The organism is Pantoea eucalypti (assembly GCF_009646115.1).
Lineage (GTDB): Bacteria > Pseudomonadota > Gammaproteobacteria > Enterobacterales > Enterobacteriaceae > Pantoea > Pantoea eucalypti.
Genome location: NZ_CP045720.1, coordinates 1,112,253 through 1,135,514, shown reverse-complemented (window position 1 = coordinate 1,135,514; position 23,262 = coordinate 1,112,253). Strand labels below are relative to the sequence as shown.

Below are 23,262 nucleotides of genomic sequence, written 5' to 3'. Positions count from 1 at the left end.
TGATATGGGGATAATTTGAACCAGCTGGTCGAATTATTTCAACGGCCGGTGCAGTCAGTCCGCAGTAACGCCCAGGCTCTGGAGCGCTGTTGCTGCCTGCTGACGTAACACCGCGACCAGCGCTTTACGGCCACTCACGCCTGCCTGCCGGGCAAGCTCGCTTAGCGCATCGGGGGCGGCAACGACTGCGGCCAATAACGGGGCGGGCGCGACACTGGCTTCTGCCAGACGCTGCAATACCGGCAGGCTCGCCTCCAGGGGCCGCTGCGCCCAGGCAAAACCGATGGCCAGATGCATATCCTGGGCTGTTAATCCATTATCTGGGATCTGATCAAACTGCAGGTCCAGCGCGATATGTTGTCGCAACAGTGGCCAGTCACGCGCCAGCTGTTCTGCCGCCCGGCGCGCTAATGCCCTGCCCGCAGCAGAACAGGGCAGAATAGCCATTGCCGCATAGCAGCCGCTGCTGGCTTCGCGCTGGCTGCCTATTCGCACCAGAGTAAAACCACAGGCGCGCCAGAACGCCCAGAGTGATTCAGTGTAGCCGAAGCTGACAGAGAGGTAGTCGTGTTCGGCAGCCGCACGGGCCGCGGCGGCCACAAGCTGCTGACCGATTCCGCGGCGACGGCTCTCCGTTGCCACGGCAACACGGCTGATTCGTTGCGAGCGCAGGATTGCCGCTTCGGCAAGACCGGCGTGGGCAGCCAGAGATTGCGCCACCAGATTCCCGCGTGGTCGCCGGGTGCCCGCCCAGACCGCCTGCGCCAGTGCTGGCTCAAGACCGCCCTCCTCCACCAGCCAGAGTGCACCCTGTAATGCAGGTGTCTCGCCCGCCCGCCACAACGTCATACCCGGCGCATCCAGCAGGCGGCGCAGATCAAGTGGCGACGTGCGATAGTGCGCGCTGGTGAGCAGGCGATAGGCGGCTTCCAGCGTGCTGAAATCGTGACGTTCAACAGGATGCGGTGTGGCCGGAGAATCGGGTGCCGTCGCGCTGGCATCGTCAAACAGCAGCGCCTGATTCAGCCACTGCTCCAGCGGATCACAACGCGACCAGCGCAGCGGCTCGTCCAGCGTGTAGTAGTGCACCCCGGTAAGCCCGGCGCAGAACTTAAGGATAAAGCCGCGCCCGCTGCCTTCGTAGCCCTGCACGGTGGTGGTGAGCAACACGCGGGGATAACGGCTGACCAGCGCCTGCAGTAGCGGGGCCGGTATCGCCGCCGCTTCATCCACAATCAGCCAATCCGCCTCGGGCGGCGGCGCCAGCGCCAGCAGCGCATCCGGCGCCATAAAGTGAAAATGCTCAGCGGCAAAGGTGGCCAGCACCTCCGTTGAAGCTTTCGCGGGTGCCGTGACCAGACAATGGCGATTCTGGCGGGCCAGCATCCCCGCCAGCGCCGATTTACCCCGTCCACGGGCGGCGGTCAGCACCGCGATCCCCGATGGCAGTCTCATCAGTTGATCGAGTATCGCCTGCTGCTGTTGCGGGGCCTGACAGTGCCATTCTGGCCAGTCAGGCTGCACCGGAAAACGGCATGGCTGATGCTGCCGCTCCAGCAGTACCTGGTCATCCGCCAGGATCAGCTGTTGCAGATGGTGAACAAAATGGGGTGTTGGGATGGGCTGAGCGACATCGGCCCAGCGCAGGCTGTCGGTGTCAGGCTGCTGCGACCACCCTTCCCAGGGCGGGACCAGCAGTAACAGCCAGCTACCGGCGGTGAGCGTGCCAGCCAGCGCAGCGAAAGCCTCGGCATGAAAGCCCTGGCGGGCATCGAATATCCCATGACGAAATTCTCGGCCAAGCAGCGTGCGAACCGCGTCTGGCTGTTTGTGTATAAGTGACTCACCAGAGGAAGCAGAGAAGAGCGGCTCCGGGCTTAGCACCAGCCAGTCGCCTGGCAACGCTTCATGCCACTCTGCAGCACGCTCCAGGCACCAGTCCGGGTCGCCGCTGATCACGGCCAGGCGACGCACACCGGCCTGCTGCATAGGCTGTGTTGCGATCATCAGTTGCTGGCGAAGGTGTTGCACTGTCCTGGATTGCCACCATCAAATCCGCGCTTAAACCAGGTGTAGCGTTGCTCAGAGGTGCCATGGGTAAAGCTGTCCGGCACTACGCGGCCCTGACCCTTCTGCTGCAGACGGTCATCGCCAATCGCCTCTGCGGCGTTCAGCGCTTCCTGCAAATCCCCTGCTTCAAGGATGTTCTCTTGCTGCATATAGTGTCCCCAGACACCGGCAAAACAGTCTGCCTGCAATTCCATTTTCACAGAGAGCTGATTGACCTGCGTCTGGCTCGCGCCCTGCTGCATTTCACGTACTTTAGGCTCAATACCCAGCAGTTTCTGAACATGGTGGCCCACTTCATGCGCGACAACGTAGCCCTGGGCGAAGTCGCCGTCAGCGCCGAGTTTGTTTTTCATCTCGTCATAGAAAGAGAGATCGATGTAGACAGTCTGATCGGCTGGACAGTAGAAGGGTCCCATCACGGATTGGCCTGTGCCGCAGCCGGTTCGGGTTGCCCCGCGATACATCACCAGCTTTGGTGCAACATACTGTTTGTTCATCTGTTTGAACAGCTTGCCCCAGGTATCTTCCGTGGTCGCAAGAATCACCTTAGTGAATTTTGCAGCCTCGTCATCATTGGTGCTGACGCTGCGCTGTTGCTGCTGGCTGGTTGGTGCAACGTCCCCACCCGTCAGCAGCGCGGTAAGGTCATAACCGTAATAACCTGCAATAGCCACCACCACCAACAGGATGATACCGCCTTTGCCGCGCGGCAGACGAATCTGACGGCCTCCGCCACCTAAACCGGACGATTGATCGCGACGGTCCTCTACATTGTCGCTTTCGCGACGCCCTTGCCAGCGCATGCTCTCTTCCCTCAGTCATTTTTTTCAGATGGCATGATTTTAGTTGCGTGACCGGGCAATCACCAGCTTTAGGCTGAAATGAAAACGGAGAGCCTGGGCTCTCCGTTTTATTCTGCTTACTTACTGCACTGCAGGCTGACTCAGTCGAGTTTTACACCCAGCCGCTGTGCGACTGCTTCATAAGCTTCGACTACGCCACCCAGGCTCTGGCGAAAACGGTCTTTATCCATTTTATCCAGGGTCTCTTTGTCCCACAGGCGTGCACCATCTGGCGAAAACTCATCGCCCAGCGTGACTTCACCGTTAAACAGACCAAACTCAAGTTTGAAATCAACCAGAATCAGACCCGCATCGTCGAACAGCTTGCTCAGCACTTCGTTGGCTTTAAAGGTCAGTTCCTGCATCCGCGCCAGGTTCTGCTTGCTGACCCAGCCAAAAGTTTCGCAGTAGGATTCGTTGACCATCGGGTCATGCTTTTCATCATCTTTGAGGAAAAGATCAAACAGCGGGGGATTGAGCACAATGCCCTCTTCCACGCCCAGACGTTTTACCAGCGAACCTGCGGCGCGGTTACGGACCACGCACTCTACCGGCACCATCTCCAGCTTCTTCACCAGCGCTTCGGTATCAGACAGCAGCGCTTCCATCTGGGTTGGAATACCCGCTTCCTGCAATTTGGTCATGATGAAGTGGTTAAACTTGTTGTTAACCATTCCTTTGCGATCAAATTGCTCAATTCGGGCGCCATCACCTGCTGACGTATCGTTGCGGAATTCGAGTATCAGCAGATCCGGATTATCGGTGCTGTATACGGTTTTCGCTTTACCGCGATACAACTCAGCTCGCTTTTGCATCTTATTCACTCCAGACTTGAAATAACGGGTGTTCAGCGGCCAGTGCCGCTGCGGCGATTGCCTTGACGCAATCGTTTACTTCGCCGCGCGCTATTATGCCAAAAACAAAATAAAAAGGCCGGAGAATCTCCGGCCTGAGGCAACTTTATTTGTTCAGCGCCGCCTGGAACACGGCCACCAGCGCATCGTTCTGCGACTGGGTCAGCACATGCCCTTTCGGGTCGATAAATTGCAGACTGGTGCGGTTGTCCAAATCACCGACCTGCACTTTGTAATCACCGTCAGGTAATTCCGGGTCTTTTGCGCCAATGGAATCCCAGTCGCTGCTGCTCAGTGACTTGTAGGTCACTTTCATGCTACCCGTTGAGCGAGTGGTATCCGTCACCTCCATCCCAACGCGTTTCATCGCTTCAGGCAGACGCTGCCACGCCACATTATATGGCGTGCGCAGGATCAGCATTGGCAGGCCGGTATCATCTGCGCCGCTCTGCACATCAATAGCCCCACTCACCCGACCTGCCGCCGCGTTTTCACTGGCGGTATCAATCTTGTCCAGACCGGTGCTGATTTCATTCAGCATCTGCGCGGTATAGCGCTGAATCTGCACAGGTGAGGTAACGGTTTTGCCCGCCTGCTGCAGCTCCAGCAGACGTACGGTGAGCTGCTGCTGATAGCTCTGCGACTGCACACTGATCTGGTAGCGACCACGATACTGCTGATCTTCATCAGCACGATTCCACTGGACCCAGTCGGTCGTCAGCTGCTGGCCGGCGTCATTACGTGAAGCAATCGCGAAATTGTTTGACTGCACGACGCTCACGACGCGTGGCCAGACTGAACCACGGCTACTATCAATCATCAGTGCGCCCGTGTTGTTGCTGAACTGCGCACGGGTGCCGTTCATCAGCGCCAGCGGCTGGGCAGGTGGACGAATGTCGAGCTGCTTGCCGGTCGGTGCCTGACTGCTGGTGCGCGGTACATCGTAATCACCACGCTGTACCGGCAGGATCATGCCGGCCGGCGCTTTCAGTTCACTTAACTGACTGGCTTCAAGATAAGATTCGTCACCACTGACCTGACGCTTATAACGCTGATCACTTGAACAGGCCGACAACAGCATCAGGGTAGAAAGCCCCACCACTGTGGCTACTGTTGACCGCTTTACTGAGTAATTCATTCAAACTCCCTAAATTATCGCAAACCCGCTTTCACCAGCGCCTGCTCCACTTTCGGCTGGCCAGCTGCAGTCAGTGGCGTCATTGGCAGACGCAGCGTGTCGTTAGCGATTAATCCTAGCTGTTTCGCAGCCCATTTCACCGGGATAGGATTGGGTTCACAGAAAAGCGTCTGGTGCAGGTGCATCAGACGCTGATTCAGGCGGCGTGCCTCGACGAAATTGCCCTGCTGTGCAAGTTGACACAGTTGAACCATTTCGCGTGCAGCGACGTTTGCGGTCACCGAAATGACGCCTTTACCGCCCAGTTGCATAAAGTCCAGCGCAGTCGCGTCATCGCCACTCACCAGAATGAAATCTTCATTTACCAGCTCTTGGATCTGACTAACACGCGATAAGTTCCCGGTTGCCTCTTTGATTCCGATAATATTTTTGATTTCGGCCAGGCGGGCAACGGTTTCCGGCAGCATGTCACAACCGGTGCGCGAGGGAACGTTATACAGCATCTGTGGCAGGCTGGTGCTATTCGCAATCGCTTTGAAGTGCTGGAACAGCCCTTCCTGGGTCGGACGATTGTAATAAGGCGTCACGGTGAGGCAACCCACCACGCCGGAATTTTCAAAACGCTTCGTCAGAGAGATGCCTTCAGCGGTGGCGTTTGCACCGGTTCCGGCTATCACCGGGATACGGCCATCAGCCAGTTCCAGGGTCAGCATCACCACATCACCATGTTCTTCATGGCTCAGGGTTGCAGATTCGCCTGTGGTGCCGACGGAAACGATCGCCGCGGTGCCGCTGGCGACATGATAATCAATCAGTTTTTTCAGACTCGACCGGCAGACATTACCGTTGTCATCCATTGGCGTAACGAGTGCAACAATACTTCCCGTAAACATTGGCGATCCCCTCGACAAACAAGTGCTTCATGGTACGTTTTACACTTAGGGAAAAGCAAGCAAGCCACGCCATTCCCGCGCTTGTCAGCAGTTTTTTTTATGTTTACCTTATGGTTATTAGCGAAAGCAGAGGAAAAGCCATTTTGCCGCAATCTCAGCCCCATCATCTGGTGATCACCGCGCTTGGTGTTGACCGTCCGGGTATCGTCAACACCATTACCCGACACGTCAGCAGCTGCGGTTGTAATATTGAAGATAGCCGTCTTGCCATGCTCGGGGATGAGTTCACGTTTATTATGCTGCTGTCGGGCAGCTGGAACGCAATCACACTGATTGAATCGACATTGCCGCTGAAAGGCGCAGAGCTGGAGCTGCTGATCGTCATGAAGCGAACCAATGCCCGGCTTCGTCCGCCGATGCCGGACACCGCATTCATCCAGGTTGAAGTGGCCGATTCGCCGCATATTATTGAGCGTTTCACCGATCTTATTGATAAGCATCAGATGAACGTGGCCGAACTGGTGTCGCGAATCACACCTGCGCAACACGAATTGCCACCGACACTCTATATTCAAATGACGGCCCACAGTCCAACGCGAACCCGTGGCACGTCGTTTGAGCAGGCTTTTAATACCCTGTGCCAGGAGCTGAATGCCCAGGGAACGCTACGTCTCTACAGTGTCTCAGACGCCGACAGCAGCGAACCTGTCAGCGCGATACGCTAAGCTTTGGTCCTTAAACCGGAGTTATTTCTCCACATTACTGACGCCTGAATGCGCGGCTATGTGGTGAAATACCCCCTGATGGTAATGTTGCTGCTGGCCGTTTCTGGCCGGATGGTGTATTACCCACAGCCTGAATAAGAAAATGGAGAGATGTGATGAATCCACTGAAAGCCGGAGATACTGCACCCGCATTTAGCCTGCCTGACCAGGACGGCGAACACGTGAATCTGACCGACTTCCAGGGACAGCGCGTTCTGGTGTACTTCTACCCGAAAGCGATGACACCAGGCTGCACCGTGCAGGCGTGCGGTCTGCGTGACAACATGGATGAGTTGAAAAAAGCGGGCGTGGAAGTGCTGGGTATCAGCACCGACAAACCGGAAAAACTGTCAAAGTTTGTCGAAAAAGAGCTGCTGAACTTTACGCTGCTGTCAGATGAAAATCATGAAGTCTGCCAGGCGTTTGGCGTCTGGGGTGAAAAAACGTTTATGGGGAAAACCTATGACGGTATTCATCGCATCAGCTTTTTGGTTGATGCCGAGGGCAAGATCGAAAAAGTGTTTGATAACTTTAAGACGTCGAATCACCACGACATGGTGCTGGATTACGTCAAATCAGCCTGATGTTAAGGGGCGCGTTAGTCTGACCGCCGCGCCCCTGCTTCTCTTTTTCCCGCACGTTTACCCTGCCGTAATGAAACATCCGGTTTCACCCGACTAGGGATCGGCAACGATCACACAGTTACGTCCGGCACTCTTCGCCTCATAGAGCGCCGCATCCGCCTGTTTCAGGCTGTTTTCCAGTCCCGCATCCTGCGAACCATTCCAGGCCGCCACGCCAATAGACAAGGTAATGCGCCCCACGTCAGTCAGCCAGGCTTCAGCAATGCCCACCCGTACGCGTTCTGCGATGATCTGCGCCTCATCCAGGGCCGTTCCTGGCAATAGCATCAGAAACTCCTCTCCGCCATTGCGACAGACCACATCAGACTGACGGGCGCTGGCACGCAGCGTACTTGCCACCTGCTGAATGACCCGGTCGCCCACGTCGTGGCCCCAGCTGTCATTAACGTTTTTGAAATGATCGATATCCAGTGCCAGAACCGAAAAAGGCTGGCGCAGGGTCCGATAGTACTCCAGCACCGCATTCAGACCCCGGCGATTGAGTACCTGAGTCAGCGGATCGGTCTGCGCTTCTGAGTTAAGGCGACCAATTTTATCCTGCACCAGCCCAATACCGGTGAGCAGCGCACGCTTTACCTGGGCCGCTTCAAAATACCAGGCGGTGATGCCGCCAATTTCTTTTGATACGCCCTGCGCATCCATCCGGCTGGCTTTGCGCGCCAGCTGGAAGAGTGGCCGGGCAATCAGACGTGCCATGACTAAGGCCACCAGCAGAGTCAGCAGCGCGAACGGCACAGAATTTTTCAGCACTTTCATCAACAGACCGGACAGCGGATCCAGTGTGACGTTAATCGGCTTCAACGCTACCACTGTCCAGCCGGTCGTCGGCACCACGGCAAAGCCCGCCAGCTGTGTGGCATTACCCGGACCGGCAAGCATCAGCGAGCCATTGGTCTGGTCATCACGCGGATTGACGATGGCAGGCAGCGTTTTGCCAATCAGTTGACGATTCTGGTGATACAACACCTCATTGTTGCTATCGAGCACATAAACCGTTGTGCCATCGCGATAGAACTGCTCACCCAGCAGCGCATTGAGTATGCTTTTCTTCTTCAGGTAGATAGTGCCGCCGATGTAGCCCAGGTAGTCACCCTCGGGACTCCAGACAGGCCATGAGACAAAAACCAGCAGATTATTGGCGGCAGAAAGGGAGGGTTTACTGATGATCGGCTGTCGCAGGGTCAGCGCCTCTCGCGAGGCGTCACTGGTGAGGTGCATACCCTGTAACGTCAGTGACTCGGGGGAAATTGCTTTGATCACGCCCTGCGCATCCACGATCGCGACGGAGTTGAAACTGGTGGTCTGCTCACGCAGTCGATTGACTTCATTGTTCAGCAGCCCCTGATTAGTAAAGTCACGGCTGAGCTGATTGGCGCTGTAATGAAGTTGAGACTGCGCCAGCTGGAAGAAAATTTCACTGGTTGAGGCGAGCTTGGCGGCATACGCCCGGTTAGCCTCAAGCGTGGTGTCAATAAGCACCTGGCGCTGAACCCGCCAGGTAGCGTAGAGCGCGTTCGCGAGTGTGATAACAATGCTGACAATCACCAGCAGGGCGATCAGATTGCGCAAATCGGCCTTGGGCCGGATGTGCTTTAGCATGGCGTCGCCGCGCCGAAGATGAGTGTCATGTCGTGAATGCCTGATTATTTTTTTAAGTGTGCCAGAGGCCCTGATATCCGGGCTTAAGTCTACACTGTGTCGGCATTTTTGAGCAGCACTAAGACAAATTTTACCCCGCTTAATACAGATTTAGCTGGCACTAATCGATTAATCCCTGACTATCGTAAAATGGCCAGGGCCCTGAAAAATGGCCAATCGCGCACTGATGTGTGACCATTCCCTCTCCGGGTTGCCAGCAATGCAGTAAATAGCCGGGCGGCTCCAGGATAAAGTGCGCGGGCCCCTCCGGATGCAGATCCAGCGCGACCTGATGCGATACGCCCGGCGCGACACAGGCGAGCGTGCCAGCAAAGCGGGTCTGCAGGCTGCGATGCAGATGTCCACACAAGACCCGTTCTACCTGCGGATGACGGGCAATGATCGCCTCAAGAGCCTGCGGATGGCGTAACCGTTGCCGATCCATATGCGCAATGCCGCAGGCAAAAGGCGGATGGTGCAGCATGACCAGGGTGGGCTGATCCGCGGACATGCCCAGCGCCTGGTCCAGCCATTCTAACTGTTCCTCATCCACCTCACCCCACGGCTGTTGCGGTACGCTGGAATCCAGGGCAATCAACCTGACGCCGCCCACACTCAGCTGCCAGTTCAGTGTGGGTCCGGATTGCAGATAGCCGTGATCAGGGAAGGCAGCCCGCAGCGCCTCGCGGTCGTCGTGATTGCCCGCCATGAGATAAAACGGCGGTTGCAGGCGCTGCAGGGCTTCCCGCAAAGTCTGATACTCATCCGGCCTGCCAAAATCGACCAGATCGCCGGTAATCACCACTGCATCAGGTCGCGGCTGCAGCGAGTTGAGGGTATCGATAACCTGCAGTAACGCCGCATGGGTATCGACCTGTTTGTATGAGAGGCGGCCATGGGCCTTGATATGCAGATCGCTGATTTGAGCAATCAATGTGGGTTGAAGAGACACAACAGACTCCTTAGCAACTGAATTCCAGCGCGGCGTGGCTGGTCAGCGACCAGCTGATACGCTGCCCCGCCTGCCAGATTTCGCGCGCATGACGATCGACCTGAATGGGATTATCCAGTCCGATATCAATCAGTAAGCGCTGTGAAGCGCCGAGAAACATACTGCCCACCACCACGCCGCGCTGGGCATAGCGCGTATCATCGGCCAGCAGAACATCTTCCGGGCGGCAAAAACGCACAGGATGGCCTTCCGGGTCGTGCGCAACGCAGTTAATCGCACCCACAAAATCGGCCACAAAGCGGGAGGCAGGACGCTGATAAATGCCCTGCGGGGTATCAAGCTGCACCAGACGGCCCTGCTCCATCACCGCGATGCGATCGCCCAGCGCCATCGCCTCCTGCTGATCATGCGTGACGTAAACGGCGGTGATCGCCAGCCGCTTAAGCAGCGCACCGATCTCCAGACGCAGTCGGTCGCGCAGCCTGGCATCAAGCGCCGCCAGCGGCTCATCAAACAGCAGCACTTTAGGCCGGGCGGCCAGCGCACGTGCCAGCGCCACACGCTGTTTCTGCCCGCCGGACAACTTATCAATCGCGCGATGTGCCAGAGGCGTCAGATCAACCAGCGCCAGCATCTCTGCAACCCGCGCCTCTCGCTCGGCACGCGGCACGCCCTGCACCTTCAGGCCATAGGCGACGTTCTGCGCCACGTTAAGTGTCGGGAACAGCGCGTAGTTCTGGAACACCATGCCGACATTGCGTTTCTCAATCGGCAGCGCGGTAACGTTACGTTGATCAAACCAGATCTCGCCCGGCGGATCGCTGCTTTCCAGGCCACTGATAATGCGCAGTAGCGTGGTTTTACCACAGCCCGACGGTCCCAGCAGAACCAGCGTTTCTCCGGCATGCACGCGCAGATCGAGCGGATGCAGCGCGACCTGCTGATTGAAGCGACGCGAGCAGTGGCGCAGCGTCACATTGATGGCCTCATTCATACAGTTTCCTCTCTCTGCTGCCGCGACGTTTGCCGTTCCAGCCAGTGATTACAGGCGTTAAGCAACAGCAGCAGCGGTAAAATCATCATGATAAAGATCAGCGTGTAGGCGGACCCGACTTCCAGCCGCATGGAGGTGTAGCTGTCGGCCAGCCCCACCGGCAGCGTTTTGGTCAGCGGTGTGTGGAGCATCCAGGTAATGTTGAACTCCCCCACCGACAGGGTAATGACCATAAATGCACCCGCCAGAATGCCGTTACGGCAGTTCGGAACGACCACAGTAAAAAAGCGACGCCAGAAACTCGCCCCCAGGCTGGCGGCGGCCTCTTCCAGGCGCGGAAGATCAATCGCCTGCATCACCGACAGCACCGGGCGAATCATGAAGGGCAGTGTAAACAGCACATGGCCGATCAGGATAAAGAGCCAGCTGTCGCGCAACGCACTGAACTGACCGTAAAGCAGAATGATGCCCAGCGCGGTGGCGAGGCCCGGCAACGCCACCGGCAGCATCAGACACTCCTCAATACGCGAGGCCCAGCGTGACGGTGACTTCAGTAAGCCCCAGGCGGCGGGTATGCCAGCAATGACCGTCACCGCCAGACAGCTCAGCGCAATCAGCAGTGACAGCCAGAAGGTGTCGGCATACATCTGCCACACCTGCTCCACCCACTTCAGTGTCAGGCCGCTGCGCAGACCCGCGAAGTAGTTCTGTGTAACGCCCGCCAGCATCGAGAGCATGACCGGCACGATCATAAACAGTGCGGTGAGGCTGGTGATCGCCACCTGCAGCCAGAAGAGACCCCGTCGTTTCATGATTCATGCTCCTTCCGGCGCGTAAGGCCATTAGCCAGCATCAGCGCCAGCCAGGCCACGGCGCCCATCACGACTGAGAGTGCCGCCGCAGTGGCAAAGTTAGCGTAATTGGTGAACTCACCGTAAATGGTCAGCGGCAGCACAGCGAGTTCGGTACCCAGCGTAAATGCGGTGCCAAACGCGCCCATACTGGTGGCGAAACAGAGTGCGCCACAGGAGAGCAGCGCCGGTTTCAGTCCGGGTATGATGACGTCTATGATGATGCGCCACTGGCTGGCACCCAGTGAACGGGCCGCCTCTTCCAGCGATCTATCCAGTTTCTCACTGGCCGCCACCAGCGTTACGATGGCGCGCGGCAGCGAAAAGTAGAGATAGCCAACAAATAAGCCGCTGAGTGAATAGGCGAAGACCCAGCGTTCATGAAACAGACTGAGACTGAGTTGCGCCAGCACACCCTGACGCCCCGCCAGCATAACCATCAGAAATCCCACCACCACGCCAGGAAAAGCCAGCGGAAAGGTCAGCAGCGCCAGCAGCGTTCCTCGCCCGGGAAAGCGCTGCCGTGCCAGAAAGCAGCCCACCACCGCCGCAATCAGCAGCGTAACCAGCGTCACCGCCGCCGAGAGCAGGACGGTATTCAGCAGGCTTTGCAGATATTGCGGCTGACTGATTACCGTCCAGTAGCCACTGTGGTGCGTGGTGCGATCCTCCGTCATGCCGATCTGCAACAGGCGGGCAAACGGCAGCACCCAGAAGGCGGCAAAGAAGAGCAGCGCAGGCAACAGCATCCACGGCCAGTTTGCCCCCAGCGGGCGGAGCCGATGGCGAAGCGGCCCGCCCGTGGTTAAGGAATTAATGTCTGAAAGTGACATCAGCGAATCTCACTCAGATAGCGGGCGGAGAAGCCCTTCTGTGCATCGGCCATCTGCTGATAATCGACCGTGTGGGCGCGCGCATAATCACTGTCAGGCAGAAAATATTTTTTCGCCTCAGGTGACATTGCGCCAGCCCGTACCGGACGCAGCCAGGCATTGGCCCAGATTGCCTGGCCCGCATCGGACAGCACGAAATCGATCACTTTCTTACCGTTGGCCGGATGCGGCGCGTTCTTCACGAGGCTGATAACGTACGGCACCGTCACCGTTCCCTCACTCGGGATCACAAACTCGACATTGGCGTGATCTTTGTAGCGGGCGCGATAGGCGTTGAAGTCATAGTCGATCAGAATCGGGATTTCGCCTGAAATCAGCCGTGCATAGGCGGTCTGCTTAGGCACAATGGGCTGGTTGCGCTGCAGCGCTTTGAACCAGTTGATGGCGGGAGTGAAGTCATGCAGGCTGCCGCCTTTGGCCTGATTCACCGCGACTGCGGCCACATAGCCTACAAAGGCACTGGCCGGATCAAGATAACCCACCATGCCTTTATATTCCGGCTTCAGAAGATCATCCCATGATCGCGGCACCGGCGCGCCACCCAGCGCATCAACATTCACCATAAAGCCCATGGTACCGGAGTGCAGCGCTACCCATTTGCCCGCCGGATCTTTCATACCGGCCGGGATTTCATCCCAGTGAGCCGGCTTATACGCGCTGACCACGTCAGCACTGACAGCCTGAATGCCGAAGCTGACGCCGTAATAGACCACGTCGGCAACCGGATTATTTTTCTCTGCTACCAGCTGCGCCAGCGCCTGACCCGAGTTTTTATTGTCCTGCGGCACATGAATGCCGGTCGCTTTTTCAATCGCCTGAAGCTGCGTGGCCCAGTCGGCCCACTCAGGCGGGCAGTTGTAGCAGATAGCATTTTCCGCCGCCTGGACCCATGAACTGGTCAGCGTGCAGCCAGCCAGCAGCGCCGCGCTGGCGATATATCTGAGATTAAACGTGAGTGACATGATGTTTCCCTGAAGAAGAGCCATAAAATGCCGGGGCGATACTCTCCCCGATCCGTAAATGATGGGGCAGCAGGTGGGTTTCACTGCCCGGATTCAGAAGCAGATCAATGGCGAGCGTTCCCATCAGCGCAATCGGCTGAACCACGCTCGCCAGTGACGGTGAAAGCTGTTCGCCCAGCGCAATGCCGTCGAAACCGATCACTGACAATTGATGCGGCACGCTGACACCTGCACGCGCAGCCGCCCCCAGCAGGCTGATAGCCAGCAGATCGTTACTGCAAATCACTGCAGTCAGCGGCGAAGGTGCATTCATCAGCGGCAGCAGCGGCTTGAAATCGGAGTGGATATGGCTGGGCATCTCAATCATCGCCTGCGGCGTCAGGCCGGCCTGCTGCATGGCCTGGCAGTAGCCAAGAAAGCGAAGACGTGCGCGATCGGATTGCTGCATTGGGCCTGCGGCCATCACGATGTGACGGTGACCCAGAGAGATGAGATGGGTGGTCGCTTCGGCCATCGCTTTGCGGTTGTCGACGTGCAAAGCAGGCCATGCGTGCTGTTGCGGCACGCTGTGGGTCAGTACAAATGGCATCTTCGCTGCCGCCAGTGTGGGCAGCAGCGCACTGCGGTCGGCGTCTGCCACCGTCAGTACAAGACCGGCAACACGCTGGTGCAGCATATGTTCGACAATGGCTGCTTCCCGCTCAGCCTGATAATCACTGGTCGCCACCAGCAACGCATAGCCTGCCTGCTGCGCCTGCTGCTCCATCGCCTGCAATTGCATGGCAAAAACCGGATTGAGCAGAGAAGGCAGCAGTACACCGAGCGTGGTGGAGTGGCGGGTACGGAGCTGACGGGCAATGTGATTCGGCCGAAAACCTATCTGTTCTGAGGCGGCAAGCACCTTTTTCAGGGTACCCGGTTTAAGCAGATGAGGATCAGAGAAGGCGCGCGCAGCGGTTGCGCGGGAAACCCCTGCCAGTCTGGCTACGCTGATTAAATCGGTCATGTCTGCCTCGTTTATCGTCAATGAGATCGATCTCATTGCGGTCTAAACTAGTGGCGTTATATGACAGGCGTATCTCAGGAAGTTGACTGGCAGATGACAGCGGCAGTGACGCCGCTGCTGGAGAGTTAAAGCATCAGGAAGGCGTAACCGCTGTTTTCCAGGGTGGCAACGGTGGTGCCGCTGGAGATGGTATGAGTGACCATCGGGTCAATCCAGTTGCGATCAAGCTGATGAAACGCGACAGACTGATCACAGATAGTGACCTGAACGCCCGCTTTTTTCAGCTCGCTGATCAGCTTCAGGTTCGGGTTATCGACGCCATAAGCTTTGCTGAACTGATCATTATTCAGCGCTGATGACACTGCATCACCGTTAATCGACACCACAAATTTCAGCTGGTCGAGTGGCACACCCGCCGCATAATAGAGGTTGGTGACGCGCGCTACGCGCTCCAGACCCAGATTCGGCTTACGAATATCGCCTTCATTACGGTTAATCTGGAAAACAATTTTATTACTCAGGCCCGCTGTCGTGCCGGGTTTAAATGCGGGCGTGTCGACATAATGTATTTTTCCGTAGCCCTCGATTGCTGGCGTACTCCAGAAATCAGCAGGCTCAGATTTATTATCTGCCATTTTCCCACTGACCTTATCGTATAATTCCGGCAACTGTAAAACATTGCCCCCAATAAATCCGGCAACGGCTGCCATCACCACTAAAGCTGCTGGACGCATTTACGTTTCTCCCAATTATTTAAATATGAATTACATTGCCAGCCACGCGTATCCCTGATTTTGCAGGGTTGATACGGTGGTTGGACTGGAAAGCGCATGTACCACGGATTTATCAATCCAGTTATTGGGATAGTGATGGAATGCCACGGACTGATCGCAGACCGAGACTTTCACTCCCGCCTGATTCAGCTCATTAATCAGCTTCAGGTTTGGATTTTCGATGCCATAAAATTGTTTGAAATGGGCATTGTCCAGCATGGCGGGCGTCGCATCTCCGGTGACTGACACCACAAACTTCAGTTGGTCAGCCGGAATACCCGAGGCGATATAAAGATTGACCACCCTGGCTACGCGTTCCAGCCCCAGATTGGGCGCGGTCATCGCCCCGTCGCTTCGGGTAATCTGGAAAACAATTTTGTTACTCAGGCCCGGCACCGGTTTAAACGCGGCGTCAGGCTCGTAATGAATTTTTCCGTAACCTTCAATCGCCGGCGTGCTCCAGAATCCGGGTGCTTCCTGTGGCTCGGTTGCAAAATGGCGTGTCACTTTGTCGTAAATATCGCCACTCTGTGTGACAGCCGCGCCAACGACGCCGCCAATAATGGCGATTAACGCGTATGAAACAACTGAACGCATAACCCTTTTCTCCGGCATATTATGTCTGGCAGATTCAGAATTGAATCAGGTCGGCTATCTATACCACAGCGCAGGTGTAATGCTTGCCTCTGTAAATTCAGGTCAACGCGGCGCTGATAACTATTGGAATTATTCACAGCCGGAATTAATCGAAAAGTTTCATGATGAGAAATAAAAAGTCTTATCAGGAGTGGACCTGACTATTTCTCCTTTTTCCTTTTCGATGCTATTCATTATATAAAAATAACAACCAGGCTAATCTGGAACACGTGGAATAAGGCGGGAGAGACGATTTGATTTATCAATGGTTGAAAGGCATTTAGCGGCGCAGAGTGCGCTATTTTTTCAGAGTAGACCTGGAAAAACACATGCCATGTTCAGTTTTTTTGAGTGAATTTACATAACTTTATAAAAATAAGCTTACTGGCTTCGGTTGTCTGGCAGCAGATTCTGCTCCGATTTAACGAAGCGCAATGTAAATAAACAACAACGCCATAATATAACCGCTGACGACCCCGGCAATACCCCGCCAGTTTTTTTTCGTTTAACTGCCGTTTAAACTGTCATGATGTTCAATTTTTTTCTTCATAATCGGCGATCTTGCTCAAATCAGGCGGGCGATTTGCCAGAAAACAACATTTCTTTCTTTTGAGGCCCTGGTTAAGATAGTCACGAACCGTCGTTATCTGCGAAAAACGGAACATTCCCGCTGCGCACCTGTCCATTCTCAGGGCCTCTCTACAGGATTCAGGCATGTTGAACTCGTTAAAGAAAACGCTGATCGCCGCGCTCCTTCCGACGCTCATTTTCTCCACTCTGACACCCGCTAACGCCGATGTCAGTGACTCACTTCCCGATATTGGTACTACGGCGGGTTCGACGCTATCAATTAATCAGGAATTGCAGATGGGCGACTTCTATGTGCGCCAGCTGCGCGCCAGTGCGCCGCTAATCAACGATCCGCTGCTCAATCAGTACATTAATCAGCTGGGGCAACGACTCGTTTCTCACGCCGACTCGGTGAAAACGCCGTTCCACTTCTTTCTGATTCAGAACGATGAGCTTAACGCCTTTGCCTTTTTCGGTGGCAACGTGGTGCTGCACTCAGCGCTGTTCCGCTTTACCGACAATGAAAGCCAGCTGGCATCGGTAATGGCACATGAAATCTCGCACGTCACCCAGCGCCATCTGGCGCGTGCCATGGAAGATCAGAAGCGCAACGCGCCGCTGACCTGGGTCGGTGCACTGGGCTCCATTTTGCTGGCGATGGCCAGTCCGCAGGCGGGCATGGCCGCGCTGACGGGTACTCTGGCGGGAACGCAGCAGGGAATTATCAGCTTTACGCAGGGCAATGAGCAGGAAGCAGACCGCATCGGGATTCAGGTGCTGCAGCGCGCTGGCTTCGATCCCCAGGCAATGCCGAACTTTCTGCAAAAACTGGCCGATCAGAGCCGCTTCTCTTCGAAGCCACCTGAAATTCTGCTGACGCATCCCCTGCCCGACAGTCGTCTGGCGGATGCCCGCAACCGTGCTAATCAGATGCGGCCGGTGGTGGTGCAATCCACGGAAGATTTCTATATGGCAAAGGTGCGTTCGCTGGGCATGTACTCTACAGGACGTAATCAGCTTACTGACGAACTGCTGAGTCAGTATGCCAGCGGCAATTCCCGTGAGCAGATGGCGTCACAATATGGCAAAGCCATACAGTTTTTGCAGGCGAAGAGTTACGCCGATGCGAAACGTATTATCACCCCGTTGCTGGCGAAGCAGCCCAATAATGTCTGGTTCCTGGATATCATGTCGGACATTGATATCGGCCTGAATCAGCCACAGCAGGCCATCGCCCTGCTCACCGCCGCAACCGGTGCCAAAAACAGTCCGGTGGTGCAGCTCAATCTGGCCAATGCCTACGTTGAAGCGAAACAGTATGCCAATGCCAGCCGTATTCTGAACCGCTACACCTGGGCCAATAAAGATGATCCCAACGGCTGGGATTTACTGGCGCAGGCCTCGGCGCAGCAGGGACTAAATGATGAAGAGTTATCGGCGCGGGCAGAGAGTCTGGCCCTGAATGGCCAGCTTGATCAGGCGATCACCACCCTGAGCAGTGCCAGCGCACAGGTGCCGCTCGGCAGCCTGAAACAGGCGCGTTACGATGCCCGTATCGATCAGCTGCGCCAGTTACAACAGCGCTTTAAGCAGTATCAGAAAGGCTAAGCACTCACACCGCCAGCACGTCGCGAACAGAGAAGAAAGGAGAGTCAGAGATGGTGACGATTTATCACAACCCGCGCTGCAGCAAGAGCCGTGAGACGCTGGCGCTGCTGACTGCCCGCGGAATTGAGCCGGATGTGGTGCTCTATCTGCAGACGCCGCCCGACCGCGAGACGCTGCAAATCCTGTTACAGAAACTGGGTATGCAGAGCGCACGCGAGTTAATGCGAACTAAAGAGGCGATCTACAGCGAGCTGGCGCTTGACGACAAAGGTGAAAGTGCGCTGCTGGATGCACTGGTAGAGAATCCGGTGCTGATTGAAAGGCCGATAGTGATCAATGGCGATAAGGCGCGGATTGGCCGCCCGCCAGATGCGGTGCTCGACATTCTTTAAAGGCCGAGCGTCTCTTTAACAAAGGGAATGGTGAGTTTGCGCTGGGCGCTGATCGAGGCGCGATCAAGACGATCCAGCGTATCAAACAGCGTGCGCATTTCACGATCGAGTCGCTTCAGCAGGAAGCGACCCACATCTTCCGGCAGCTCAAATCCGCGTAACCCGGCACGCAACTGCAACGCCTGTAATTTATCTTCATCAGAAAGCGGCTGCAGGCGATAGATTTGCCCCCAGTCAAGGCGCGAGGCGAGATCGGGCAGCTGAAGATTAAGCTGGCGTGGCGGACGATCGCCGGTGATAAACAGACGCGTGTTACCGGTTTCCAGAATGCGGTTATAGAGATCGAAGATCGCCATTTCCCATTCCGGCTCGCCTGCAATGCACTCGATGTTATCGATACAGACCAGTGACAGCTGCTCCATCCCTTCAAGAACGTCCGGAACAAACCAGGTGCGTTTATCCAGCGGAACATAGCCCACGGCTTCACTGCGTGCGGACATTTCGGCACACGCGGCGTGCAGCAAATGGCTCCGCCCACCGCCTTCGCGTGACCAGAAGTAGAGATAGCTGCCATGTTGTTGGTTGAGCGCGCCTTTCAGGGCGGCAATCAGCGACGGGTTTTCCCCCGGCCAGAAGCTGGAGAAGGTTTCATCGTCAGGTAAATAGAGTGGCAATGACAATTGTGCCGGCGTGTTCAGAAGCACCTCAGCAAGAGAACAAGCAAAAAATCGGGGGAAGTCTAACACAGTTTTCAGAAAGAGATGAATGGGGCGTCCCTGCCCCGGATCCTGTCAGGCTCGCGGCGATCACTGCTCGCGCGTTTCTTCAGCCTCCAGCACCACTTCTTCAGGTCTGAGCAGCGAGATAACCCGGAAGATCAACGCCAGTCCGACACCGACGATCGTCGCCAGCGCCATGCCTTTCAGCTCCGCTGCGCCGATATGCACTTTCGCCCCGCTGACCCCGATGATCAGGATCACCGAGGTGAGGATCAGGTTCTGCGCTTTGTTGTAATCGACTTTGGATTCGATCAACACCCGGATACCGGAGGCGCCAATGACCCCATACAGCAGCAGCGACACACCGCCCATAACCGGAACCGGGATCGCCTGGATCACCGCCGCCAGTTTGCCAACGCAGGAGAGCAGAATCGCCAGAATCGCCGCGCCGCCAATCACCCATGTGCTGTAGACGCGGGTAATCGCCATCACACCGATGTTTTCACCGTAGGTGGTGTTGGGCGTGGAACCAAAGAAGCCGGAGATGACGGTCGATAAACCGTTAGCGAACATTGAACGATGCAGACCGGGGTCGCGAATCAGATCTTTCTTCACGATATTGGCGGTGACCACCAGATGACCGATATGCTCGGCAATCACTACCAGCGCCGCAGGCAAAATCGTCAGCATCGCTACCCACTCAAAGCGCGGCGTATAAAAGGTCGGCAGTGCAAACCAGGGCGCTTTGACCACGCCGCTCCAGTCAACGATGCCCATAAACGCGGAAAGCAGATAACCCGCCACGACCCCGACCAGAATCGGGATGATCGCCAGGAAGCCACGGAACAGCACGGAACCGAAAACGGTTACCGCCAGCGTGACCAGCGAGATCAGCACAGTTTTACTGTCGGGCGTACTGCCTTCAGCAGGCAGCAGGCCCGCCATATTCGCGGCCACACCCGCCAGCTCCAGACCGATGACGGCGACAATTGCGCCCATCGCCGCCGGAGGGAACATCACATCGAGCCAGCCGGTTCCGGCGCGTTTGACAATCAGCGCCACGATGCAAAACAGCACGCCGCAGAGAATAAACCCGCCCAGTGCGACCTCATAACCCAGCGGCAGCAATAGCAGTACCGGCGAGATAAAAGCAAAGCTCGAACCCAGATAGGCGGGAATTTTGCCTTTACAGATAAAGAGATAAATCAGTGTGCCGACCCCGTTAAACAACAGCACTGTCGCCGGGTTGATGTGAAACAGAATGGGTACCAGTACCGTGGCACCAAACATGGCAAAAAGGTGTTGCAGGCTGAGTGGAATAGTTTGCAGTAACGGCGGTCGTTCACTGACGCCAATGGCGCGACGAGTCATCATTTATCCCCTTATTTTTTCCCCGACGATTCGGGCCTCAGGCACAGCAGCAGGCACGCCGGTGCGCCTTGCGGCAGGCCGAATCCGTGGGGTGTTTTTTGCCAAAAAAAAGCCGACTCTCTGGTCGGCTGTGCGTTTTATTTGGTTCCGAAAATTTTGTCCCCGGCATCGCCGAGCCCGGGAATGATGTAACCCTTTTCATTCAGTCCCTGGTCCACTGACGCGGTATAAAGCTCGACGTCAGGATGCGCTTTCTCCAGCGCGGCAATCCCTTCTGGCGCGGCAACCAGAACCAGCACTTTGATGCTGGTGCAGCCCGCTTTCTTCAGCAGATCGACGGTGGCGATCATGGAACCGCCGGTCGCCAGCATCGGGTCGACCACCAGCGCCAGGCGCTCTTCAATGTTAGAGACCAGCTTCTGGAAGTAGGGAACCGGCTCCAGGGTTTCTTCATCACGGTAAACACCCACCACGCTGATACGGGCGCTGGGGACGTGCTCCAGCACCCCTTCCATCATGCCCAGGCCGGCACGCAGAATCGGGACCACCGTGATTTTTTTGCCTTTGATCTGGTCGATCTCTACCGGGCCATTCCAGCCCTCAATGGTGACGCGCTCTGTTTCCAGATCGGCGGTCGCTTCGTAGGTCAGCAGGCTGCCCACTTCAGAGGCCAGCTCGCGAAAACGCTTTGTGCTGATATCATGCTCACGCATCAGGCCCAGTTTATGTTTGACCAGCGGGTGTCTGACTTCCACGATCTTCATTGGTGTTCTCCCGGAATGAGTTGAGCTAAAAAAAATCGCGGGATTATACCGCCTTTTGCGCTCTGCGCCACCTGCTCTTGCGCAAAGCCGCGGCTTTTACCGGAACAAATAGAGGATTAATGAAAATCGCCCGATGCGCAATCCCGGACTCGCAAACGTTTGCCTGCACTGATAGAATTGCCGCGCTTTATTTTAACCACCAACCGCAATTCGCGTGGGGACCTCGCAGTGACCGACAAAACCTCTCTCAGTTACAAAGACGCCGGTGTTGATATTGATGCTGGTAACGCTCTGGTTGACCGTATTAAAGGCGTAGTGAAAAAGACGCGTCGCCCGGAAGTGATGGGTGGACTGGGCGGTTTTGGTGCGCTTTGCGCGCTGCCGCAAAAATACCGTGAACCGGTGCTGGTCTCCGGCACCGATGGCGTCGGCACCAAGCTGCGCCTGGCGATGGATCTCAAACGCCACGATGCCATTGGTGTTGACCTGGTCGCGATGTGCGTTAACGACCTGGTGGTACAGGGCGCTGAGCCGCTCTTCTTCCTCGACTACTACGCCACCGGCAAACTGGATGTGGAAACCGCCTCTGCGGTGATCACCGGCATCGCCGAAGGGTGTCTGCAGTCGGGTTGTGCGCTGGTAGGCGGTGAAACTGCTGAGATGCCAGGCATGTATCACGGCGAAGATTACGACGTGGCGGGTTTTTGTGTCGGCGTGGTGGAAAAGTCAGAAATCATTGATGGCAGCAAGGTGCAGGATGGTGACGTACTGATCGCCCTCGGATCAAGCGGCCCGCACTCCAATGGCTATTCGCTTGTGCGCAAAATTCTGGAAGTCAGCAACACGGATCCACTGGCTGAACAGCTGGAAGGCAAACCGCTGGCTGATCATCTGCTGGAACCGACCCGCATCTACGTGAAAAATATCCTGAGCCTGATTGAGCAGGTCGATGTACACGCTATTGCGCACCTGACCGGCGGCGGCTTCTGGGAGAATATTCCGCGCGTACTGCCTGACAATACTCAGGCCGTGATCGACGAGAAGAGCTGGGAATGGCCGGCGGTATTCAGCTGGTTACAGCAGGCGGGCAACGTCAGCCGTTTCGAGATGTACCGCACCTTTAACTGCGGCGTCGGCATGATCATTGCCCTGAGCCCGGCAGAGGCGGACAAGGCGATTGCGCTGATGCAGGCCGCAGGCGAGAAAGCCTGGAAGCTCGGCGTGATTAAAGCGTCGGATGCTGAAGAGCGTGTGGTTATTAACGGATGAAAAAGCTGGTTGTACTGATTTCCGGCAACGGAAGTAACCTTCAGTCCATCCTTGACGCCTGTGAAAGCGGGCAGATTCACGGCAGCGTCGCTGCCGTGTTCAGCAACCGTGCCGCCGCTTATGGCCTGACGCGGGCGCAGGAGGCGGGCATTCCCGCCCATGCGCTTGCCGCCAGTGACTTCGCTGACCGCGAAGCCTTTGATCGTCAGCTCATCACTGAAATCGACGCATACCGTCCAGACCTGATTGTGCTGGCCGGTTATATGCGCATTCTCAGCAGCGCTTTTGTGGCGCATTTTCATAATCGCCTGCTGAATATCCACCCTTCTCTGCTGCCGAAATATCCGGGTCTGCATACGCATCGTCAGGCGCTGGAAAATGGCGACAGCGAACATGGCACGTCCGTGCATTTCGTGACGGACGAACTGGATGGCGGACCGGTGATCCTGCAGGCCAAAGTGCCGGTCTTTCCTGGCGACAGTGAAGCGGAGATTACGGAGCGGGTGCAGCACCAGGAACACGCTATCTATCCGCTGGTGATCAGCTGGTTTGTTGAGGGTCGGCTGGAAATGCGAGACGGCAAAGCCTGGCTGGATGGCGAACCGCTGCCGCCGCAGGGCTATGCTAACGACTGATGCATGGGAAGCCAGGGCTTCTTA

23 protein-coding genes are annotated in these 23,262 nt (G+C 56.4%); 6 read left to right on the top strand and 17 right to left on the bottom strand.

The annotated features are described in order from the left end of the window. Positions 1-54: 54 nt before the first annotated feature. The 5 genes from EE896_RS05305 to dapA form a co-directional block, all read right to left on the bottom strand. Entirely contained in the window at positions 55-2,007 is a 1,953-nt protein-coding gene (locus EE896_RS05305; protein WP_140915654.1) for a tRNA(Met) cytidine acetyltransferase TmcA, read from the bottom strand. After that, positions 2,007-2,873: a KPN_02809 family neutral zinc metallopeptidase gene (gene ypfJ / locus EE896_RS05300; protein WP_003848793.1), complete on the bottom strand. Its 867-nt coding sequence runs from the start codon at positions 2,871-2,873 to the stop codon at positions 2,007-2,009. Before ypfJ ends, EE896_RS05305 begins: the two co-directional genes overlap by 1 nt. Positions 2,874-3,013: 140 nt before the next feature. Next, positions 3,014-3,727, bottom strand: a complete 714-nt coding sequence (gene purC, locus EE896_RS05295) for a phosphoribosylaminoimidazolesuccinocarboxamide synthase (protein ID WP_003848791.1) — start codon at positions 3,725-3,727, stop codon at positions 3,014-3,016. A gap of 145 nt (positions 3,728-3,872) precedes the next feature. Further along, positions 3,873-4,904, bottom strand: a complete 1,032-nt coding sequence (bamC, locus tag EE896_RS05290) for an outer membrane protein assembly factor BamC (RefSeq protein ID WP_003848789.1) — start codon at positions 4,902-4,904, stop codon at positions 3,873-3,875. 14 nt (positions 4,905-4,918) lie between these two features. Beyond that, a complete protein-coding gene (dapA, locus tag EE896_RS05285; RefSeq protein ID WP_003848787.1) occupies positions 4,919-5,797 on the bottom strand; it encodes a 4-hydroxy-tetrahydrodipicolinate synthase in 879 nt (292 codons plus the stop codon). Positions 5,798-5,940: 143 nt separating this feature from the next. Between dapA and EE896_RS05280 the strand changes: the two genes are divergently transcribed. Together EE896_RS05280 and bcp are read left to right on the top strand one after the other, a co-directional pair. After that, positions 5,941-6,522: a glycine cleavage system transcriptional repressor gene (locus EE896_RS05280; protein WP_003848785.1), complete on the top strand. Its 582-nt coding sequence runs from the start codon at positions 5,941-5,943 to the stop codon at positions 6,520-6,522. 155 nt (positions 6,523-6,677) lie between these two features. Next, positions 6,678-7,145: a thioredoxin-dependent thiol peroxidase gene (bcp, locus tag EE896_RS05275; protein WP_003848783.1), complete on the top strand. Its 468-nt coding sequence runs from the start codon at positions 6,678-6,680 to the stop codon at positions 7,143-7,145. Positions 7,146-7,238: 93 nt separating this feature from the next. Here bcp and EE896_RS05270 read toward each other — a convergent pair whose 3' ends face one another. From EE896_RS05270 to EE896_RS05230, 9 genes are all read right to left on the bottom strand, one after another. After that, positions 7,239-8,804: a sensor domain-containing diguanylate cyclase gene (locus tag EE896_RS05270; RefSeq protein ID WP_078804650.1), complete on the bottom strand. Its 1,566-nt coding sequence runs from the start codon at positions 8,802-8,804 to the stop codon at positions 7,239-7,241. 160 nt (positions 8,805-8,964) lie between these two features. Next, on the bottom strand, positions 8,965-9,795 hold the full coding sequence (locus EE896_RS05265) for a phosphodiesterase (protein WP_003848775.1): 831 nt from the start codon (positions 9,793-9,795) through the stop codon (positions 8,965-8,967). Between the two features lie 10 nt (positions 9,796-9,805). Further along, positions 9,806-10,789, bottom strand: coding sequence for an ABC transporter ATP-binding protein (locus tag EE896_RS05260; RefSeq protein ID WP_003848773.1), 984 nt, complete (start codon positions 10,787-10,789; stop codon positions 9,806-9,808). Continuing rightward, positions 10,786-11,601, bottom strand: a complete 816-nt coding sequence (locus tag EE896_RS05255) for an ABC transporter permease (protein ID WP_008926548.1) — start codon at positions 11,599-11,601, stop codon at positions 10,786-10,788. Before EE896_RS05255 ends, EE896_RS05260 begins: the two co-directional genes overlap by 4 nt. Next, complete coding sequence (locus tag EE896_RS05250) at positions 11,598-12,473, bottom strand: ABC transporter permease (RefSeq protein ID WP_033761480.1); 876 nt, start codon at positions 12,471-12,473, stop codon at positions 11,598-11,600. The genes EE896_RS05255 and EE896_RS05250 overlap by 4 nt, the downstream gene beginning before the upstream one ends. Then, the gene (locus EE896_RS05245) at positions 12,473-13,495 is read right to left on the bottom strand and encodes an ABC transporter substrate-binding protein (protein WP_003848768.1); all 1,023 of its coding nucleotides are present in this window, start codon (positions 13,493-13,495) and stop codon (positions 12,473-12,475) included. The genes EE896_RS05250 and EE896_RS05245 overlap by 1 nt, the downstream gene beginning before the upstream one ends. After that, positions 13,479-14,501, bottom strand: a complete 1,023-nt coding sequence (locus tag EE896_RS05240; protein WP_039659558.1) for a LacI family DNA-binding transcriptional regulator — start codon at positions 14,499-14,501, stop codon at positions 13,479-13,481. The genes EE896_RS05245 and EE896_RS05240 overlap by 17 nt, the downstream gene beginning before the upstream one ends. A gap of 125 nt (positions 14,502-14,626) precedes the next feature. After that, on the bottom strand, positions 14,627-15,235 hold the full coding sequence (locus tag EE896_RS05235; RefSeq protein WP_003848763.1) for a DsrE family protein: 609 nt from the start codon (positions 15,233-15,235) through the stop codon (positions 14,627-14,629). 30 nt (positions 15,236-15,265) lie between these two features. Beyond that, complete coding sequence (locus EE896_RS05230) at positions 15,266-15,871, bottom strand: DsrE family protein (protein WP_003848761.1); 606 nt, start codon at positions 15,869-15,871, stop codon at positions 15,266-15,268. A gap of 753 nt (positions 15,872-16,624) precedes the next feature. Between EE896_RS05230 and bepA the strand changes: the two genes are divergently transcribed. Both bepA and arsC read left to right on the top strand, forming a co-directional pair. After that, positions 16,625-18,088, top strand: a complete 1,464-nt coding sequence (gene bepA, locus EE896_RS05225; protein ID WP_003848757.1) for a beta-barrel assembly-enhancing protease — start codon at positions 16,625-16,627, stop codon at positions 18,086-18,088. A gap of 50 nt (positions 18,089-18,138) precedes the next feature. Beyond that, positions 18,139-18,480: an arsenate reductase (glutaredoxin) gene (arsC, locus tag EE896_RS05220; RefSeq protein ID WP_008926552.1), complete on the top strand. Its 342-nt coding sequence runs from the start codon at positions 18,139-18,141 to the stop codon at positions 18,478-18,480. Here arsC and hda read toward each other — a convergent pair. The 3 genes from hda to upp all read right to left on the bottom strand — a co-directional run bounded on the left by hda (position 18,477) and on the right by upp (position 21,334). Further along, positions 18,477-19,184, bottom strand: a complete 708-nt coding sequence (gene hda, locus EE896_RS05215; RefSeq protein ID WP_033743385.1) for a DnaA inactivator Hda — start codon at positions 19,182-19,184, stop codon at positions 18,477-18,479. The genes arsC and hda overlap by 4 nt on opposite strands. A 102-nt stretch (positions 19,185-19,286) precedes the next feature. Continuing rightward, entirely contained in the window at positions 19,287-20,570 is a 1,284-nt protein-coding gene (gene uraA / locus EE896_RS05210) for a uracil permease (protein ID WP_033761472.1), read from the bottom strand. A gap of 137 nt (positions 20,571-20,707) precedes the next feature. After that, positions 20,708-21,334, bottom strand: coding sequence for a uracil phosphoribosyltransferase (gene upp, locus EE896_RS05205; RefSeq protein WP_003848753.1), 627 nt, complete (start codon positions 21,332-21,334; stop codon positions 20,708-20,710). A 228-nt stretch (positions 21,335-21,562) separates the two neighbouring features. Here upp and purM point away from each other — a divergent pair, with 228 nt between their 5' ends. Next, positions 21,563-22,603 carry a phosphoribosylformylglycinamidine cyclo-ligase gene (gene purM, locus EE896_RS05200; protein WP_003848745.1) on the top strand — a complete coding sequence of 347 codons (1,041 nt, stop codon included), beginning with the start codon at positions 21,563-21,565 and terminating at the stop codon, positions 22,601-22,603. Further along, positions 22,600-23,238: a phosphoribosylglycinamide formyltransferase gene (gene purN, locus EE896_RS05195; RefSeq protein ID WP_039659553.1), complete on the top strand. Its 639-nt coding sequence runs from the start codon at positions 22,600-22,602 to the stop codon at positions 23,236-23,238. Before purM ends, purN begins: the two co-directional genes overlap by 4 nt. Positions 23,239-23,262 lie beyond the last annotated feature (24 nt).